The organism is Methylocystis sp. sgz306128 (genome assembly GCF_056032725.1).
The window spans coordinates 25,643-42,539 of sequence record NZ_JBVYWO010000001.1 but is presented as its reverse complement, the minus strand read 5'-3'; the positions used below and the strand labels follow the sequence as shown (position 1 = coordinate 42,539).

Below are 16,897 nucleotides of genomic sequence, written 5' to 3'. Positions count from 1 at the left end.
TCGATTCGGATATGCCTTGGCCTGGTCCCCACAACAAGAAGATGCCCTTAAAGCGGTCGCCCATTGGCTCCATGCCGGAGATTCGCAGGTCTTCCGGCTGTTCGGCTATGCCGGGACCGGCAAAACCACGCTGGCCAAGCATATAGCGGCGGATTTTGGCGGCGAGGTGGCCTTCGGCGCCTTCACCGGCAAAGCCGCACTGGTGCTGCGCGCCAAGGGCTGCGCCGAGGCCCGCACCATCCATTCGATGATCTATACGGCGCGCGACACTGACACCGAGGAGCCGAATTTCGTTCTCAACGAAGAAGCGAGCGCCGCCAAGGCCGATCTTATCATCATCGACGAATGTTCGATGGTCGATGCGGAACTGGGGCGCGATCTGCTGTCTTTTGGCAAGCCCGTGCTGGTTCTGGGCGATCCGGCGCAGCTTCCCCCCGTCTCGGGCGGCGGCTTTTTTACAGAGGGCGAGCCGGATGTCATGCTCACCGAGGTGCACAGGCAGGCCGCCGACAACCCGATCATCCGCCTGTCCATGCAGGTGCGGGCGGGCGAGACGCTCGATTATGGCGATCATGGCGCGGCGCGCATCATCCGCCGCAGCGAAGTCACTCCCGAACTGGCGACGGGCGCCGATCAGGTGCTGGTGGGCATGAACAAGACCCGGCGCTCCTATAACAGGCGGCTGCGCGAATTGCTCGGCTTCACCGAAACCCTGCCGATGACCGGCGACAAGCTGGTGTGCTTGCGCAACGACCGCAAGAAAGGCCTGCTGAACGGCGGTTTGTGGCGCGTCAAGGCGCTGCGCACGTCAAAATCGCGTATTGTCACCATGCGCATTGCGCCGGAGGACACGGGCGGCAAGGTGGTTAAGGTGTCCTGTCTGCCGGAATTTTTCGAGGGCGGCGAGGAGGCGATCCCCTATCTCAAGCGCCGGGATTATCAGGAATTCGACTATGGCTATGCGCTGACCGTGCACAAGGCGCAGGGCTCGCAATGGGACAATGTGGTGCTGTTCGACGAGAGTTTTGCCTTCCGTGAACATGCGCATCGCTGGCTTTATACGGCCATAACCCGCGCCGCTGAAACTTTGACGCTGGTTATGTGACGCAGCCGCTTGCGTAATGCGCCGATCCTTGCCATATCGCTGGCCATGCCGCACGCAAAATTCGTCCTCGCCCATGATCCGCAAAGCCCGCCGCCCGGCCTCAGGCGCGCCGTTGTCGCCATCGGTAATTTCGACGGCGTGCACCGGGGCCATGCCGCCGTCATCGCAAGGGCGCAGGAACTGGCACGAAAAATGGCCCGGCCCTGCGCAGTACTCACCTTCGAGCCGCATCCGGCGGATTTTTTCGGCAAGGGGCCAGTATTCCGCCTGACGCCGGAAGCCGCCAAGACGCAGGCACTGGCGGCTCTCGGCCTCGACGGGGTCGTGATTCTGCGTTTCGATGCTGCGCTGTCCAGCCTGACAGCCGAGGAATTCGTCGCGCAGGTTCTGGTGCAGCGGCTCGACATCGCCGCCGCCGTGGTGGGCTATGATTTCCATTTCGGCAAGGCGCGCGGCGGCTCGCCCGCCTTTCTCGCGGATGCCGGACGCCGGTACGGCTTCAGCGTCGAGATTGTCGATGAGGTGAGAATGGATGCCGACGGCCCGCTCGATGCCATTTCCTCAACCGCGACACGCAATGCGCTGGAGGCCGGCGACGTGAAGGCCGCGGCGCGCCTGCTTGGGCGCCCGTTCTTCGTGCTCGGCCCGGTCATCCGGGGCGAGCAGATCGGACGCACGCTCGACATGCCGACCGCCAATCTGCGGATGGAGCCGTCCAGCCGCCTGCGTCAGGGCATTTATGCCGTGCGTGTGCGCGTGGGCGATAAAACTTATGACGGCGTCGCCTCCTATGGCCGCCGGCCGACTGTCGACAATGGCGCGCCCTTGCTGGAGAGCTTTCTCTTTGGCTTTTCCGGCGATCTCTATGGCCAGGAAATCGAGGTTGCCTTCATCGACTGGCTGCGGCCGGAACTCAAATTCGACTCGCTCGCTGCCCTGAAGGCGCAGATGCATGAGGATGCCCGCGTGGCCAAAGAGCGGCTGGCGCAGGCCTAATCTTCGGCTGCGTCATCCGCGGGCCTGACCCGAAAACCGGCCATCACGCGGCATGACCGGCGCGCGGCTGTATGGCAGAGCTGAGCCCGGGGGACGAGCCTGCTACAGCGCTTTGCTGGCAGGCGTCTACCCCAGTTCCACAATCACCGGCGCATGATCGGAGGGGCGCTCCCAGCCGCGGGCCTCTTTGAGCACAGACACGGCTTTCAGATCGGGCGCGAGGCTTGGCGAAAGCCAGATGTGGTCAAGCCTGCGGCCCTTGTCGGCGGCGGCCCAGTCCGGCGAGCGGTATGACCACCAGGTGTAGAGCTTTTCCTGCGGCGGAATGAGCGCGCGCATGGCATCGACCCATTGCCCGGCAGCCTGCACCGCGGCCAGCTTTTCCACCTCTACCGGTGTGTGGCTGACGACATTGAGCAGAGCCTTGTGGCTCCAGACGTCGGTTTCGAGAGGCGCGATATTCAGGTCGCCCACCAGAATGGCGGGGCCGCGCGTCACCTCTCCTGCAGCGAACCAGTCCCGCATCTCGTCCAGAAAGCCGAGCTTGTGGGCGAATTTATCGTTGATTTCAGGGTCGGGTTCATCGCCACCGGCGGGCACATAGAAATTATGGAGATCAAAGCCGCCGACATGCACATGAATGTGCCGCGCATCGCCCTTGCCGAAGAATTCGCGTTTCTGCACCAGTTCCAGCGGCAGGCGCGAGACCACGGCCACGCCGTGATAGCCCTTCTGGCCGTTGATGGCGATATGCTCATAGCCCGCCTTGCGCAGATCGCCGAATGGGAATTCGGAATCGCGCACTTTCGTTTCCTGCAGGCAGAGCACATCGGGCTGATGTGTCTCCAGAAAGTGCTGCACAAGATTCATGCGCAGGCGCACCGAATTGATGTTCCATGTGGCGAGTTTGAGCGGCACGTGTGTCTCCATCTGATGTTTTAGCTCTGGCAGTTTGCCGGCAAATAGGCAAGATGGCGTTTCATTTTACCGGAGCGCAGAATTGTCCAGCATCACGATCCGCGAAGCCGAACGCGGCGATATTCCCGGCCTGCTCGCCATTTACAATCATGTCATCGCCACATCGACAGCGATTTATTTCGACGAACCGCTGAGCCTCGAAAACCGCATGGGCTGGTTCGAGCAGCGCACGCGGGAGGGCTATCCGATCTTCGTCGCTGTGGACGGCAGCGGCGTTGCGGGCTTTTCCTCGTTCGGCGATTTCCGCCCCTATCCGGGCTATCGCTATACGGTGGAACATTCCATTCACGTCAGGGCCGATGCCCGCGGGCATGGCCTTGGAGGGCGGCTGATGGCGCCGCTTATCGAGCGCGCGCGCTTGATGGGCAAACATTCCATGCTGGGCGTGATCGACGGCGACAATGACGGCTCCATCCGCTTTCACGAGCAGCAGGGCTTCAAGCAGGTGGCCTTCATGCCCGAAGTGGGGTTCAAGTTTGGCCGCTGGCTCAATCTCGTCATCATGCAGCGGATGCTGGCGTCTGGCTGATCCTTCGGCAGGCTCACCCTCTCAGGGCGGCCAAACGGGCAGCAGTTGCCTCAGCGGCGAATGTTGGACTGGGCCGGCACGTTTTCGATCTTGAACAATTCGGGATCTGGCTTGGCCGAATTGTCGATGTTGAACAGGGAAACGACGGTCTGATAGCCCTGCGGATCGGTGACAACCCACTGCTTGAGCGCAAATGTGCCGGGATCAAAAATCAGCTTGATCCGCGACGTGCCGCCAAGCGTCGCCTTGTCCTCGATGAAGATGGCGATGTTGTCGGCGTCGCTCTGCACATCCAGAACCTTGGTGTCGCGGGCCAGATCAATCTTGTTCGACAGCAGGAACTTGAGCGGCGTCTGCTGAATGAAATAGACATCCTGCGTGTGCAGTTTCAGATCGTGAATGGCGACAGAGGTTCCATCCGCGATAATCTGGAGAACCGGCGGCTTGGTATATTCAAAACGCATCCGCCCCGGTTTCGAGACATAGAGCTCGCCTTCCGCGCGCTGGCCATCCGCCGATAATTGCACGAACTGCGCCGAGAACGAGGTCTGGCTGTTGAAATAGGCATTGGCCTTGGCGACGATCTCGCGCGGCGAGAGAATCATGGACGGCATGGGCGGCGCCAGAGGCTCCACCTTGCCCGGCTTGGTGGGCGCGGTATGCGGCAGAACGGGCTGCAACTGAATTGGCGCGGCTGGCTTTGAATTTTGGGCTAGGGCCGGTGCAACACAAAGTGCGGCCACACAACAAGCCGCGAGAAGTCGTTGAAACATGCGGGTCACTTTCAATTTTTTTCTTTATGACAGCAGCCTGTGTCATTTTATGGGCAGTCAATCCTCATCAAAGGGCGCCCTGTCCACGCCATTGCCCACGAGAATCTCGCGCTTGCCTGCATGATTGGCCGGCCCGACGACGCCTTCCTTCTCCATGCGCTCGACCAGCGATGCCGCTTTGTTATAGCCCACGGACAGGCGGCGCTGAATGTAGGACGTCGAGCACTTGCGGTCGCGCAACACGATATTGACGGCGCGGTCGTAGATGTCGCCGCCCTCCTCGGCGTCCATGGAACCGGGCGACGGCAGATCGCGCTCGTCGGTTTCTTCCTCATCCTCGGTGACGATAGATTCAAGATATTCGGGCTGGCCCTGCAGCTTGAGATGCGCCACCACCTTTTCCACCTCGTTGTCCGAGACGAAGGGACCGTGAACGCGGCTGATGCGCCCGCCGCCCGCCATATAGAGCATGTCGCCCTGTCCGAGGAGCTGCTCGGCGCCCATTTCGGAAATGATGGTGCGGCTGTCGATCTTCGAAGTCACCTGGAACGAAATGCGCGTCGGGAAATTGGCCTTGATCGTGCCGGTGATGACATCGACCGACGGGCGCTGCGTGGCCATGATGAGATGGATGCCTGCGGCGCGCGCCATCTGCGCAAGGCGCTGGATCGCGCCTTCGATATCCTTGCCCGCCACCATCATCAGATCGGCCATTTCGTCGACCACGACGACGATATAGGGCAGCGGATCGAGACTCATTTCCTCCTGCTCATAGGTGGGCTGGCCGGTTTCCTTGTCGAAGCCGGACTGGACTGTGCGGATGATCACCTCGCCCCGGGCGCGCGCCTCGGAGAGACGGGCGTTGAAGCCGTCGATATTGCGCACGCCGACCTTGGACATTTTCTTGTAGCGGTCTTCCATCTCGCGCACGGCCCATTTGAGCGCGACAACCGCCTTCTTCGGATCGGTGACGACCGGGGTCAGCAAATGCGGGATGCCGTCATAGACGGACAATTCGAGCATTTTCGGATCGACCATGATCATGCGGCATTCTTCCGGCTTCATCCGGTAGAGAATGGACAGGATCATCGTGTTGATCGCCACAGATTTGCCCGAACCGGTGGTGCCCGCCACCAGAAGATGCGGCATTTTCGCCAGATCGACGATCACCGGTTCGCCGCCGATGGTCTTGCCCAGCGCGATGGTGAGCTTCATCTTGGATTTCTCAAAATCCTCGCAGGAGAGAAGCTCGCGCAGGAACACGGTTTCGCGGCGCTGGTTGGGCAGTTCGATACCGATGGCGTTGCGGCCCTGCACCACGGCGACACGGGCGGAAATGGCCGACATCGACCGGGCGATATCGTCGGCAAGGCCGATCACGCGCGAGGATTTGACTCCCGGCGCGGGTTCAAGCTCATAGAGCGTCACGACAGGGCCGGGACGCACGTTGATGATCTCGCCCTTGACGCCGAAATCCTCAAGAACGCCCTCCAGCAACCGGGCATTCTGCTCCAGCGCCTCCTCGGAAATGCGGGTGACGGTCTGCTTGCGGGCATCGGCCAGCAGGGCCAGTTGCGGCAGCTGATAATCCGGCCGCTCGAACAGGTTGGGCTGCGCCTCCTGCAGCGCGCGCCTGCCCGGTCGGATGGCGGGCGCCGGCGCAGCAACACGCGGCTGGGACTGGGCTTCCAGAACCGATTCATCGGCCACATAGGCGACCGTTGCCGCGGCGCGGGCGGCGGGCGGAGCCTCGAAGCTTGGTTCGCGGCGCACCGGCGCTGCAGAGCGCCGGGCATCAAGGCCGGTGCCGCCGTCCGGCGCATCGCGCCAGGGCGCGCGGCGGGGCGCAGCCTGCATCGGCTGACGGGACAGGCGCTTTTGCAGCAGCCGCCCCAGCGCGGCTTTCGCGCTCAGAAGCACGTGAAACAGCGCGCCGAGAGAAACAAGGCCAAGGCCGGGCTCGCCGGCGGCATCCTCCGGCTCGAATTCGATTTCAGCCGGGGCGCGGCGGCTCTGCGCATAGGCCATGTCCTCCTCATCCTCCTCGTCCGGCTGGTCGGCGAGGCCAAAGCCGGTGCAGGCCGAGAGCGAGAGCAGCGCCGTGAGGCTGATGAAGCCGCCCAGAACCAGATTGAGAATGCGCGAGGAACCGGCCAGAGCGTGCGGCAGGCGCAGAATGTAGTCTCCCAGCACGCCGCCCAGCCCGGTGCGCAGCGGCCAGCGGTCCGTGACCGGCAGATAGGAGATTGTCGCGGCGACCGCGACGGAGCCTATAATCCAGAAGACGATGCGCAATTTCGCCTGCGCGAGACGACGGCGCACCAGCAATTGCCATCCCCAGACCGCCAGCGGCGCCAGCATGACCGCCGCGCTCAAACCAAATAATTGCATCAGCAGATCGGCGATAAAGGCGCCCGCGCGGCCAAGAACGTTATGCACGGGGCCATCGACGGCATGATTGAGGCTCGGATCGGCCGCCGACCATGTCATCAGCGAAGCATAGACGCCCGCCACGCCGATCAGCAACACAAGACCGGTCACTTCTGCGGCCCTGCGGCGCAGATAATCGCGGATCGGCTCGGGAATCCAGTCTATGGCAATAGTTGCGGCTGCACGCATGAAAACCACTCTTCTGCACCTGAACCGGCGCGGGTTCAGGCGAAATATCTCAGATTCAGGCTAGGGTGACACGGTTAACGGAGCGTTAAGCCGGCGTGCAAAAAAGCGGCGCCCGGGGAGCGGACGCCGCAGTTTCAACAGGAGGAAACAAAGGATGCGGCGCGTGCGCCGCATCCGGCATCAATAGTGATAGGCGCGTTCGCCGTGGTCGGTGATATCGAGGCCTTCGCGCTCGGCATCGGGCGCAACACGCAGGCCGATCACCAGATCAACCAGCTTGTAGAGAATGGCCGAACCGATGCCTGACCAGCAGATGGTGTAAAGCACAGCCTTGATCTGGATCCAGACCTGAGCCGACATCACATATTCAGCAGCAACGGCTGTGCCGGGCTTGGCAGCGTAGTCAACCAGACCAACGCCCCCGAGATAGGGTGCAACCAGCACACCGGTCATGATGGCGCCGAAAATGCCGCCGACACAGTGCACGCCGAACACGTCCAGCGCGTCGTCATAGCCGAACTTTGTCTTCACCGTCGAGACGAAGAAGAAGCACAGCGGGCTGACCAGCAGGCCAAGCACGACAGACCCCATCGGGCCGGCAAAGCCCGAGGCCGGCGTCACGGCGACAAGACCCGCGACAGCGCCTGAAACCATGCCGAGCAGCGAAGGCTTGCCCTTGATGGACCATTCGACGAACAACCAGGACAATGCGGCGGCAGCCGTGGCGACGAAGGTGTTGACGAAGGCCAGCGCCGTGGTGCCCGTGGCTTCAAGGTTGGAGCCGGCATTGAAGCCGAACCAGCCGACCCAGAGCAGCGAAGCGCCGATCATCGTCATGGTCAGCGAGTGAGGCGAGAGGGCTTCCTTGCCGTAGCCGATACGCTTGCCGAGGAACAACGCGCCCACAAGACCGGCGATACCGGCATTGATATGCACGACGGTGCCGCCGGCAAAATCAAGCGCGCCCATCTGGAACAGATATCCCGCATTGCCGTTGACGGCGTCGAGCGCGGCCTGAGCGGTCTTCTTGGCTTCAGGCGTGGCGGCGGCGGCGAGAGCTTTTGCGGCATCGCCGATCGCATCCGGACCAGCCCAGTACCAGACGGCATGCGCGATCGGGAAATAGATGAATGTCACCCACAGCAGCATGAACACCACAACCGCCGAAAACTTCATGCGTTCGGCAAATGCGCCGACGATCAGAGCCGGCGTGATGCAGGCGAAGGTCATCTGGAAGGCCATATAGGCAAATTCGGGCACCACGACGCCGTTGGAGAAGGTGGCTGCGGTCGAATTCACGTCAACCCCGCGCAGGAAAGCCTTGCCAAAATCACCGATGAAGGCGACGAGGCCCGAATCCGCGCTGCCGTTGAAGGCCAGCGAATAGCCGTAGACAACCCAGACGATCGCAACGAGCGACACGATCATGAAGACCTGGCTCAGCACCGAAAGCATGTTCTTCGTGCGCACAAGGCCGCCGTAGAACAGCGCCAGACCGGGAATGGACATCATCAGGACAAGGGCGGTGGAGACAAGCAGCCAGGCCGTATCGCCCTTGTTGGCGACAAGTGCGGCGGCCGCCGGGGCGGCGTCATCCGCATGGGCGGCGCCCATGAGAACCGCCATTCCCAAAACGGGCAGCAGCGGCTTGAGGAAGGTTGTCAGCTTCATGTGATATAACTCCGGAATAAATTGTGTCTTAAAGAGCGTCGTCGTCCTTCTCGCCTGTGCGGATGCGCACGGCCTTCTCGAGGGGCGTGACGAAAATCTTGCCATCGCCGATCTGGCCCGTGCGGGCGGCGCTGGTAATGGCCTCAATGGCCTTGTCGACGAGCGCGGATTCCACCGCCACTTCGATTTTCAGCTTGGGCAGGAAGCTCACCGCATATTCGGCACCACGGTAAATCTCGGTATGGCCTTTCTGGCGGCCATAGCCTTTCACTTCGGTAACGGTCAGCCCATGCACGCCGATGGCGGTGAGAGCATCGCGCACCTCCTCCAGCTTGAATGGCTTGATAACGGCCATGACAATTTTCATCTGTGACTCCTCTTATCGACGCGGCCCGGCGCCCCCTTGCGGCCCGCCCGGCTGTCAATCACTCGCGCGCCGCAGGCATGGCCCGAGGCTGCTTGCGCCCTGCCTTTCAAGATGCGTGCCAAGTCGTGGAAAGAGAAAAAACTTGCAGTTTTACAGCGTCATGCGCGGCAAAATGCCAAAGCTTGAAGCAATCTGATTTCAGATATGCCGCATCAGCTAGTATTTGCTTATTTTATAGGCAAATATTTTTGCCTAATTTTTAATCAAGCCTTTGGCTTGCGCATCCGGATCAGGCCTTCCTGCATGACAGAGGCGACCAGCCGGCCGTCCTGGCTGAATATCAGGCCGCGCGCGAGCCCGCGCCCGCCCGAAGCGTTGGGGCTGTCCTGCGCGAACAGAAGCCACTCATCGGCACGGAACGGGCGATGCAGCCACAAGGCGTGATCGAGGCTCGCCACCATCATCGCAGGATCGAACACGTTGCGTCCGTGCGCGATCAGCGCTGCATCGAGCAGCGTAAGATCGGAGATATAGGCCAGCACAGCGCGATGGCCGGCCGGATCGTCGCCCATCCTGCCGTCGGCCCGCATCCAGAAGGATTGTCGCGGTCTGGACGGGATGCGGCCCATATGGCGGTCCATACTCGTGGGGCGGATTTCAATGGCGCGGTCCTGCCGGAAATAATCGCGCACGCCCGGCGGGAAGCTGTCGCCATAGCGTGCAAGAAGATCGGCCATGGAAGGCAGGTCATCGGGCTGCGGCACGTCGGGCATCGGCCCGGCGTGGTCGAAGCCGTCTTCAGGCACCTGAAAGGACGCGGCCAGCGTGAATATGGCCTTCCCGTTCTGCGAGGCGACGCAGCGGCGCGTGGCGAAGCTGCGCCCGTCGCGGATACGCTCGACCTCAAAAACGATCGGCAGGGACGTGTCGCCCTCCAGCAGGAAATAGGCGTGGAGCGAATGGGGCAACCGCCCCTGCCCCACCGTGCGCTCGCAGGCGCGCAGCGACTGAGCAATCACCTGACCGCCGAACACCCGTCCCCACCATGTCGGATGTGAGCCGCCGACGAAGCGATCCGGCCCGTCGGGGCGCAGATCGAGAATATCCAGAAGCAGATTGAGCGTGACCGACATGACTGTTCTTCGTTTCCCTGTGAAGATGCGATTCTCAATACTCTGTATCTGACGGCTCTGCACGTCCGAAGCGGCAAAACTTTCGGCGCATTGCCGCTGCGGCATTCAACATAAAGATTTCTTTATATGTTTATTGTGTTTTAACGCATGTGCTGGTAGAGACATCCTGAACACTCAGCAGGATCAGAAAATATGGCGCAAGATTATATCGTAAAGGACATCGGCCTCGCCGATTGGGGCCGCAAGGAAATCAACATAGCCGAAACCGAAATGCCGGGCCTGATGGCCGTGCGGGCTGAATATGGCCCGGCACAGGTGCTCAAGGGCGCGCGCATTGCCGGTTCGCTGCACATGACGATCCAGACCGCTGTTCTGATCGAGACGTTGAAGGCGCTGGGCGCGGATGTGCGCTGGGCCTCGTGCAATATTTATTCGACGCAGGACCACGCCGCCGCCGCCATTGCCGCGGGCGGCACGCCGGTCTTCGCGATCAAAGGCGAGAGCCTGACCGACTACTGGGATTATACCCACCGCATTTTCGAATGGGCCGACGGCGGCACACCCAACATGGTGCTCGACGACGGCGGCGATGCGACGCTGCTCATCCACCTCGGCATGCGGGCAGAGGCCGGCGACACCGCATTTCTCGATACGGCATCCAATGAAGAGGAAGAGGTGCTTTACGCCGCCATCAAGAAGCGCCTCGCGGAAAAGCCGGGCTGGTATGCCCGCAACGGCAAGGCCATCAAGGGCGTGACCGAAGAGACCACGACCGGCGTGCACCGCCTCTACCAGATGGCCCGGGACGGCAAGCTGCTCTGGCCCGCGATCAACGTCAACGACAGCGTCACCAAGTCCAAATTCGACAATCTCTATGGCTGCCGCGAATCGCTCGTCGACGGCATACGCCGCGGCACCGACGTGATGATGGCCGGCAAGGTCGCCATGGTCGCCGGCTTCGGCGATGTCGGCAAGGGCTCCGCAGCATCCCTGCGCAATGCCGGTTGCCGGGTCATGATCTCGGAAATCGACCCGATCTGCGCACTTCAGGCCGCCATGGAAGGCTATGAAGTGACGACAATGGAGGATGCTGCCCCGCGCGCCGATATTTTCGTCACCGCCACCGGCAATGTCGACGTCATCACCATCGACCACATGCGCGCCATGAAGGACCGCGCAATTGTCTGCAACATCGGCCATTTCGATTCCGAAATTCAGGTGGCCGCGCTGCGCAATCTCAAGTGGCACAATGTCAAGCCGCAGGTGGACGAGGTGGAATTCGCCAACGGCCGCCGCATCATCCTGCTTTCGGAAGGCCGCCTCGTGAATCTGGGCAATGCCACCGGCCACCCGAGTTTCGTGATGTCCGCGTCCTTCACCAACCAGACTCTGGCCCAGATCGAGCTCTGGACCAAGCAGGGCCAATATTCCCCCAATGTCTATACTCTGCCCAAGCACCTCGACGAGAAGGTCGCCAAGCTGCATCTGGGCAAGATCGGCGTGAAACTGACCGAACTCACCGAAACGCAGTCCAAATATCTGGGCATTGCCGGACAGGGACCGTTCAAGCCGGAACATTACCGGTACTGATTAGTCGGATTTCCGGCCTGCAGCACACTACATATGGTAAACTTCATAAATGCCTGCCGGATAACGTTCCGGCAGGCATTTTCATTTTATTAACCACTTCCTGCCTGACTCAAAACGGGGTTAAAGTGCAGTGATTCGGGGCTGATCTGGCCGGCTCCGGACGGCGTGTGGTGTGATGCGTCCTGAAGCAATGAATTGATTTTAAAGATAAACAGGAAAGACGTTTCATGAACCGGAACAGGCACAAGGCTGACGCTGAGTCCTGCTCTTTGGAGCCCGCGGCGCGCCCGGAAAATGCGCGTCTGCCCGGTCGCTCCTTCCTGCGGCGCATTGCTGTGCTTGCGGCCATGGGCACATGCCTGACGCCGGTCAATCTTCAGGCTGCCGAATCCCCCATCCTGCCCGTGCGCCTCTATATGGAAAGTCAGGGCTTCGCGGGGCTGACGATTTTTATCGGCATGGTGCTGTTTGCGGCGGTCACGTCGATCCTGCACATCGCCGGACGTGAGCGCTGGCTCCGGCGCGAGGCCAGCCTTGCGAAAGAAAACAACGAACTGCGCCTCAAGCTAGACCGGGCCAATGTGTTTCTGGCCTCCGAACCTCAGATCGTCATCGCCTGGAGCAGTTCGTCCGGCGAGCCGGAAATCGAGGGCGATATCACTCTTGTCAGCGAAATCCCCATTCCGCGGCGCGTGCTTGGCTTCGGCTCCTGGCTGCCGCCAGCCGCCGCGCAGGATATGGAAGCCGCCGTCGACCGGCTCCGCAGCCGCGGAGAGGGCTTTCGCCTTGCGCTGCAGAGCGTGCAAGGCCGCCATCTCGAGGCCGACGGCCGCGCCATGGCGGGCCGCGCTATCCTGCGTATCCGCGATGTGTCGGGCGACCGGCTCGAACTGACCCGCCTGCGCGACCGTCATGCGCGGATACTGGCGGACCTCAACGCCTTTCGCGCCCTGCTGGATCAGCTGCCGCAACCGGCCTGGCTGCGTGATTCCGCCGGCAAGCTCACCTGGGTCAATAAGACCTATGCCGCCGCCGTCGAGGCCAAGGACGCAGCCGATGCCCTCAACCGTCATCTGGAACTGCTCGACGAACCCGCGCGCGATCAGGCCCGCGAAAGCCTGAACGCGCAGAAGCCATGGCGCCAGCGCGTGACAGCCGTTATCGCCGGCGAGAGACGCCCGCTGCTTGTCACCGATGTCCCGGCGACCGGCGCTTCCGCGGGTTTTGCCGACGATTTGCTGGAACTGGAAACGGCCAAAGCCGATATCCGCCGCCTCAGCGAGGCCCATGCCCGCACGCTGGATCAATTACAGACCGCCGTTGCCATATTTGACGGCAGCAAGCGCCTGATCTTCTACAATTCGGCCTATCGCCAGCTCTGGAACCTCGACAGCGCCTTCCTCGACCAGAATCCGACCGACGGTGAAATTCTCGACCGGCTGCGCGCCGAGCATCGTCTGCCGGAACAGGCCGATTTCCGCAGCTGGCGCGCCGAATTGCTCGCCGCCTATCAGATGATCGAGCCGGTATCCTATTCGTGGTTTCTGCCCGACGGGCGCACGCTGCGCGTTGTCTGCAATCCCAATTCGCAGGGCGGCGTCACCTATCTCTATGACGATGTCACGCAGGCCTATAATCTGCAGTGGCGGTTCAATGCCCTCAACCGGGTGCAGAGCGAGACGCTGGACACATTGCAGGAAGGCGTGGCCGTGTTCGGCACCGACGGTCGCCTGAGCCTGTACAACCCCTCGCTCGCCAGCCTCTGGCGGCTTGATCGCCCGCTGCTGGACGAGCGCCCGCACATTGATGCTTTCGCCGAAGCCTGTGCGCCGCTGCTCGCAGACAGGGATGTCTGGGCGCAACTGCGCAGCGCCATCACCGGGCTGGACGAGGCGCGCGTCGGCCTGAAGCAGCGTCTTGTCTGCAACAACGGCAAAGTGCTTGATTGCACGCTCGCGCCCCTGCCCGACGGCGCAACACTCGTCACCTTCTCGGATGTCACGGCCAATGTCGAGGTTGAACGCGCCCTCACGGACCGCAATCAGGCCCTGATCGAGGCCGAAAGCCTGCGCAACAATTTCGTGCATCACGTTTCGTATGAACTCCGTTCGCCGCTCACCAGCATCATCGGCTTCATTCAGTTGCTGGCAGAGGAGCATACCGGCGCGCTGAACGTGAAGCAGCGCGAATATCTCGGCCATGTCATCAAGTCTTCCGACGCGCTCATGGCAATCATCGACGATATTCTTGATCTCGCCTCGATCGATGCCGGAGCGATGGAGATTGAGCGTGAGCCCGTCGATATTGCCAAGACCATCGCCGCCGCCGCCGAAGGCGTGCAGGACAGGCTGGCGGAGGCCTCGCTCCAGCTGAAGGTGGCGGTACAGCCCGATATCGGCTCGTTCATGGCCGAAGGCCGGCGCATACGCCAGATCCTGTTCAACCTGCTGTCCAATGCCATCGGCTTTTCCTCGCCGGGCCAGACCATCACTCTTGCCGCGCTGCGCCTTGAAGAGGGCATTGCCATCCGCGTATCCGATCAGGGCCGCGGCATTCCGGCGGATGTGATCGACAAGGTCTTTGACCGGTTCGCCACGCATACCATCGGTTCGCGCCATCGCGGCGTCGGCCTCGGCCTGTCGATCGTGCGTTCCTTCGTCGAATTGCATGGCGGCAGGGTTCTGATCCAGTCCGCGCCGCATGAAGGCACGAGCGTGACCTGCATTTTCCCGGTGCCGGGCGCGGCGCAGGCACAGCCCCTTGCCGGCCAGGCGGCAGAGCCGCGCCGCATGCAATTGTAAGAGCCGCAGGCCATGAACAGCCCTCAGGTCGAGGAAAGGTGTGAATGATGGATCAGACGGGGCAGGAAGCGCGCTGGACCGTTGCGCTCCACGACGAGCACGAAACCGGCCATCTGGCCGACGAGGTGATGCTGCTCGTGGGTGCGAATGATCTGGTCACGCTCTCGGGCGATCTGGGCGCGGGCAAGACCACCTTCGTGCGGGCGCTGATCCGCCGTCTGACGCAGGACCCGGACCTTGAAGTGCCAAGCCCCACCTTTACCCTGATGCAGGTGTACGAGGGCGGCAAATTTCCCATTGTCCATGCTGATCTCTACCGGATCAAAAGCGAGGATGAGATTATCGATCTGGGCTGGGATGAAGCCAGCGAAGGCGCGCTGGTGCTGGTGGAATGGGCCGAGCGCCTCGGCGAATTCACCAGAGCCGACCGGCTCGATATTTCCTTTGCGCTGGATCTTGCGCAGGGCGCAACGGCGCGCGTTGCTGTTCTCACGGGCTATGGCAAGTTCGCTGAACGGCTGGAACGCGCCCGCGCCATCCATGATCTGCTCATTCAGGGCGGCTGGTCGAACGCCACGCGCGAACACATGCTGGGCGATGCCTCGACGCGGGCCTATGAGCGGCTGCGCAAGCCGGACGGCTCCACCGCCGTGCTGATGATCTCGCCGCCGCACACCGACAAGATTCCCATCCGGCTGGGCAAGAGCTATTCTACGCTGGTGCGGCGGGCCGAGCATATCGACGCTTTTCTCGCCATGGCGGAAGGCCTGCGCCAATATGGCCTCTCGACGCCGCGCATCTATGCCGCCGACCGCAAGACAGGTCTGGCCATACTGGAGGATCTTGGCGCCATTCCGTTCACGCAGAACAACGCGCCGATCATTGAACGCTATACGGTTGCACTCGAATTGCTGGCCATGCTGCACAGCATCGAACTGCCGCGGGAACTTCCCGTTGGCGAGGATATGCATGTCATCCCGCCCTACGATGTCGACGCCCTCGCCGTGGAAGTGGAACTGCTGACCGACTGGTATGTGCCGCATGTGGCGCATAAATCGCTCTCCTCGGCCGCCAAGGCCCAGTTCGTCAATATCTGGCGGCGCATTCTCCATCCGCTCATCCACGCCAAGACGACATGGGTGCTGCGCGATGTGCATTCGCCCAACCTGCTCTGGCTGCCCGGGCGCAGCGGGATCGCCCGCGTCGGCTTGCTGGATTTTCAGGACTGCGTGATCGGCCATCCCGCCTATGACGTCGCCTCATTGCTGCAGGATGCGCGCGTCACCGTGCCGGATGTGCAGGAAATCCAGATGCTCGGGGCCTATCTGGGCTTCCGGCGGGCGCGTGACCCAGATTTTGACGTCAACGAATTTGCCAAAGCCTATGCGCTGATGGGCGCGCAGCGCGCCACCAAGATTCTCGGCATCTTCGCCCGTCTCGACAAGCGCGATGCCAAACCGCATTATCTGCGCCATCTGCCACGCATCGAACATTATCTGGCCAAGGATCTCGCCCATCCGGCCCTGCGCGAACTGCGGAGCTGGTATCAGGATTATGTGCCGGAACTTCTCGCCCAGCCACAGCCATGACCAAAAACAGATCCGGCGCGCCGCCGTTCAAAGCCATGGTGTTTGCTGCGGGCCTTGGTACGCGCATGCGGCCACTGACCAGCAGCATACCCAAGCCGCTGGCCAAAATCGCCGGCAAGGCCATGATCGACACGATCCTCGATGCGCTGGCAGCAGGCGGCGTTGAAGAGGCCGTGGTCAACGTCCATCATCTCGCGGATCAGATCGAAGCCCATCTCAGGGCGCGTAAATCACCGCGCATCCGCATCTCGGATGAGCGCGCCCGCCTGCTCGATCAGGGCGGGGGTATAAAAAAGGTTCTGCCGCTGCTCGGCCCCGGGCCATTCTACATCTGCAATACCGACGCCATCTGGCTGGAAGGGCCGCATTCCAACATTGCGCGGCTAGCAGAGAGCTGGGACCCGGATAAAATGGACATATTGCTGCTGGTGGCGAGCACCGCGAACAGCGTCGGCGTCGACTGGCCGGGTGATTTCAGCTTGGATCAGGACGGCCGCCTCGCAAAGCGCCGCGAGGGCCAGGTTGCACCCTTCGTCTATTCGGGCATAGGTCTGATGAAGCCTGAACTATTCGAGGGCATCGGCGAGGACTGCTTCCGCCTCGCGCCGCTGTTTTTTGCGGCAGCGGAAAAGGGCCGTCTCTTCGGTCTGCGGCTTGACGGTTTCTGGCTTCATGTCGGCACAATGGATGCGATTGAAGAGGCCGAACGCGCCATTGCGCGCTCAATTCTGTAAACAGCGGTGGCG

At 61.9% G+C, this 16,897-nt stretch carries 13 protein-coding genes; 7 read left to right on the top strand and 6 right to left on the bottom strand.

Annotation, left to right across the window (positions count from 1 at the left end; all coding sequences use genetic code 11):
- Window positions 1-16 precede the first annotated feature (16 nt).
- Both AC0N03_RS00175 and AC0N03_RS00170 read left to right on the top strand, forming a co-directional pair.
- A complete protein-coding gene (locus AC0N03_RS00175; RefSeq protein WP_474286338.1) occupies window positions 17-1,105 on the top strand; it encodes an ATP-dependent DNA helicase in 1,089 nt (362 codons plus the stop codon).
- 9 nt (window positions 1,106-1,114) lie between these two features.
- The gene (locus AC0N03_RS00170; protein WP_474286337.1) at window positions 1,115-2,101 is read left to right on the top strand and encodes a bifunctional riboflavin kinase/FAD synthetase; all 987 of its coding nucleotides are present in this window, start codon (window positions 1,115-1,117) and stop codon (window positions 2,099-2,101) included.
- A 126-nt stretch (window positions 2,102-2,227) separates the two neighbouring features.
- On the opposite strand, the gene xth is transcribed toward AC0N03_RS00170, so the two are convergent.
- A complete protein-coding gene (xth, locus tag AC0N03_RS00165; RefSeq protein WP_474286336.1) occupies window positions 2,228-3,031 on the bottom strand; it encodes an exodeoxyribonuclease III in 804 nt (267 codons plus the stop codon).
- A gap of 70 nt (window positions 3,032-3,101) precedes the next feature.
- Here xth and AC0N03_RS00160 point away from each other — a divergent pair, with 70 nt between their 5' ends.
- Complete coding sequence (locus AC0N03_RS00160) at window positions 3,102-3,608, top strand: N-acetyltransferase family protein (RefSeq protein ID WP_474286335.1); 507 nt, start codon at window positions 3,102-3,104, stop codon at window positions 3,606-3,608.
- A gap of 50 nt (window positions 3,609-3,658) precedes the next feature.
- Here AC0N03_RS00160 and AC0N03_RS00155 read toward each other — a convergent pair whose 3' ends face one another.
- The 5 genes from AC0N03_RS00155 to AC0N03_RS00135 form a co-directional block, all read right to left on the bottom strand.
- Entirely contained in the window at window positions 3,659-4,381 is a 723-nt protein-coding gene (locus AC0N03_RS00155; RefSeq protein WP_474286334.1) for a LolA family protein, read from the bottom strand.
- A gap of 57 nt (window positions 4,382-4,438) precedes the next feature.
- Window positions 4,439-7,000 (bottom strand): DNA translocase FtsK, encoded by a 2,562-nt coding sequence (locus AC0N03_RS00150; protein ID WP_474286333.1) that lies wholly within the window; start codon window positions 6,998-7,000, stop codon window positions 4,439-4,441.
- A 180-nt stretch (window positions 7,001-7,180) separates the two neighbouring features.
- Window positions 7,181-8,614 carry an ammonium transporter gene (locus tag AC0N03_RS00145; RefSeq protein WP_474287191.1) on the bottom strand — a complete coding sequence of 478 codons (1,434 nt, stop codon included), beginning with the start codon at window positions 8,612-8,614 and terminating at the stop codon, window positions 7,181-7,183.
- 85 nt (window positions 8,615-8,699) lie between these two features.
- Window positions 8,700-9,038 carry a P-II family nitrogen regulator gene (locus tag AC0N03_RS00140; protein ID WP_474286332.1) on the bottom strand — a complete coding sequence of 113 codons (339 nt, stop codon included), beginning with the start codon at window positions 9,036-9,038 and terminating at the stop codon, window positions 8,700-8,702.
- 263 nt (window positions 9,039-9,301) lie between these two features.
- Window positions 9,302-10,171, bottom strand: a complete 870-nt coding sequence (locus tag AC0N03_RS00135; RefSeq protein ID WP_474286331.1) for an acyl-CoA thioesterase — start codon at window positions 10,169-10,171, stop codon at window positions 9,302-9,304.
- A 192-nt stretch (window positions 10,172-10,363) separates the two neighbouring features.
- Between AC0N03_RS00135 and ahcY the strand changes: the two genes are divergently transcribed.
- From ahcY to AC0N03_RS00115, 4 genes are all read left to right on the top strand, one after another.
- Window positions 10,364-11,761, top strand: a complete 1,398-nt coding sequence (gene ahcY, locus AC0N03_RS00130) for an adenosylhomocysteinase (RefSeq protein WP_474286330.1) — start codon at window positions 10,364-10,366, stop codon at window positions 11,759-11,761.
- Between the two features lie 227 nt (window positions 11,762-11,988).
- Window positions 11,989-14,562 (top strand): ATP-binding protein, encoded by a 2,574-nt coding sequence (locus AC0N03_RS00125; RefSeq protein ID WP_474286329.1) that lies wholly within the window; start codon window positions 11,989-11,991, stop codon window positions 14,560-14,562.
- Window positions 14,563-14,606: 44 nt separating this feature from the next.
- Window positions 14,607-16,151: a tRNA (adenosine(37)-N6)-threonylcarbamoyltransferase complex ATPase subunit type 1 TsaE gene (gene tsaE, locus AC0N03_RS00120; protein ID WP_474286327.1), complete on the top strand. Its 1,545-nt coding sequence runs from the start codon at window positions 14,607-14,609 to the stop codon at window positions 16,149-16,151.
- A complete protein-coding gene (locus tag AC0N03_RS00115) occupies window positions 16,148-16,885 on the top strand; it encodes a nucleotidyltransferase family protein (RefSeq protein ID WP_474286326.1) in 738 nt (245 codons plus the stop codon). The genes tsaE and AC0N03_RS00115 overlap by 4 nt, the downstream gene beginning before the upstream one ends.
- Window positions 16,886-16,897: the final 12 nt, after the last annotated feature.

Bases quoted from the DNA above. Each gene is read 5' to 3' on its own strand.
- xth (WP_474286336.1), bottom strand. From the start codon at position 3,031: ATGGAGACACACGTGCCGCTCAAACTCGCCACATGGAACATCAATTCG.
- AC0N03_RS00155 (WP_474286334.1), bottom strand. From the start codon at position 4,381: ATGTTTCAACGACTTCTCGCGGCTTGTTGTGTGGCCGCACTTTGTGTT.
- AC0N03_RS00150 (WP_474286333.1), bottom strand. From the start codon at position 7,000: ATGCGTGCAGCCGCAACTATTGCCATAGACTGGATTCCCGAGCCGATC.
- AC0N03_RS00145 (WP_474287191.1), bottom strand. From the start codon at position 8,614: ATGGGCGCCGCCCATGCGGATGACGCCGCCCCGGCGGCCGCCGCACTT.
- AC0N03_RS00140 (WP_474286332.1), bottom strand. From the start codon at position 9,038: ATGAAAATTGTCATGGCCGTTATCAAGCCATTCAAGCTGGAGGAGGTG.
- AC0N03_RS00135 (WP_474286331.1), bottom strand. From the start codon at position 10,171: ATGTCGGTCACGCTCAATCTGCTTCTGGATATTCTCGATCTGCGCCCC.
- ahcY (WP_474286330.1), top strand. From the start codon at position 10,364: ATGGCGCAAGATTATATCGTAAAGGACATCGGCCTCGCCGATTGGGGC.
- AC0N03_RS00125 (WP_474286329.1), top strand. From the start codon at position 11,989: ATGAACCGGAACAGGCACAAGGCTGACGCTGAGTCCTGCTCTTTGGAG.
- tsaE (WP_474286327.1), top strand. From the start codon at position 14,607: ATGATGGATCAGACGGGGCAGGAAGCGCGCTGGACCGTTGCGCTCCAC.
- AC0N03_RS00115 (WP_474286326.1), top strand. From the start codon at position 16,148: ATGACCAAAAACAGATCCGGCGCGCCGCCGTTCAAAGCCATGGTGTTT.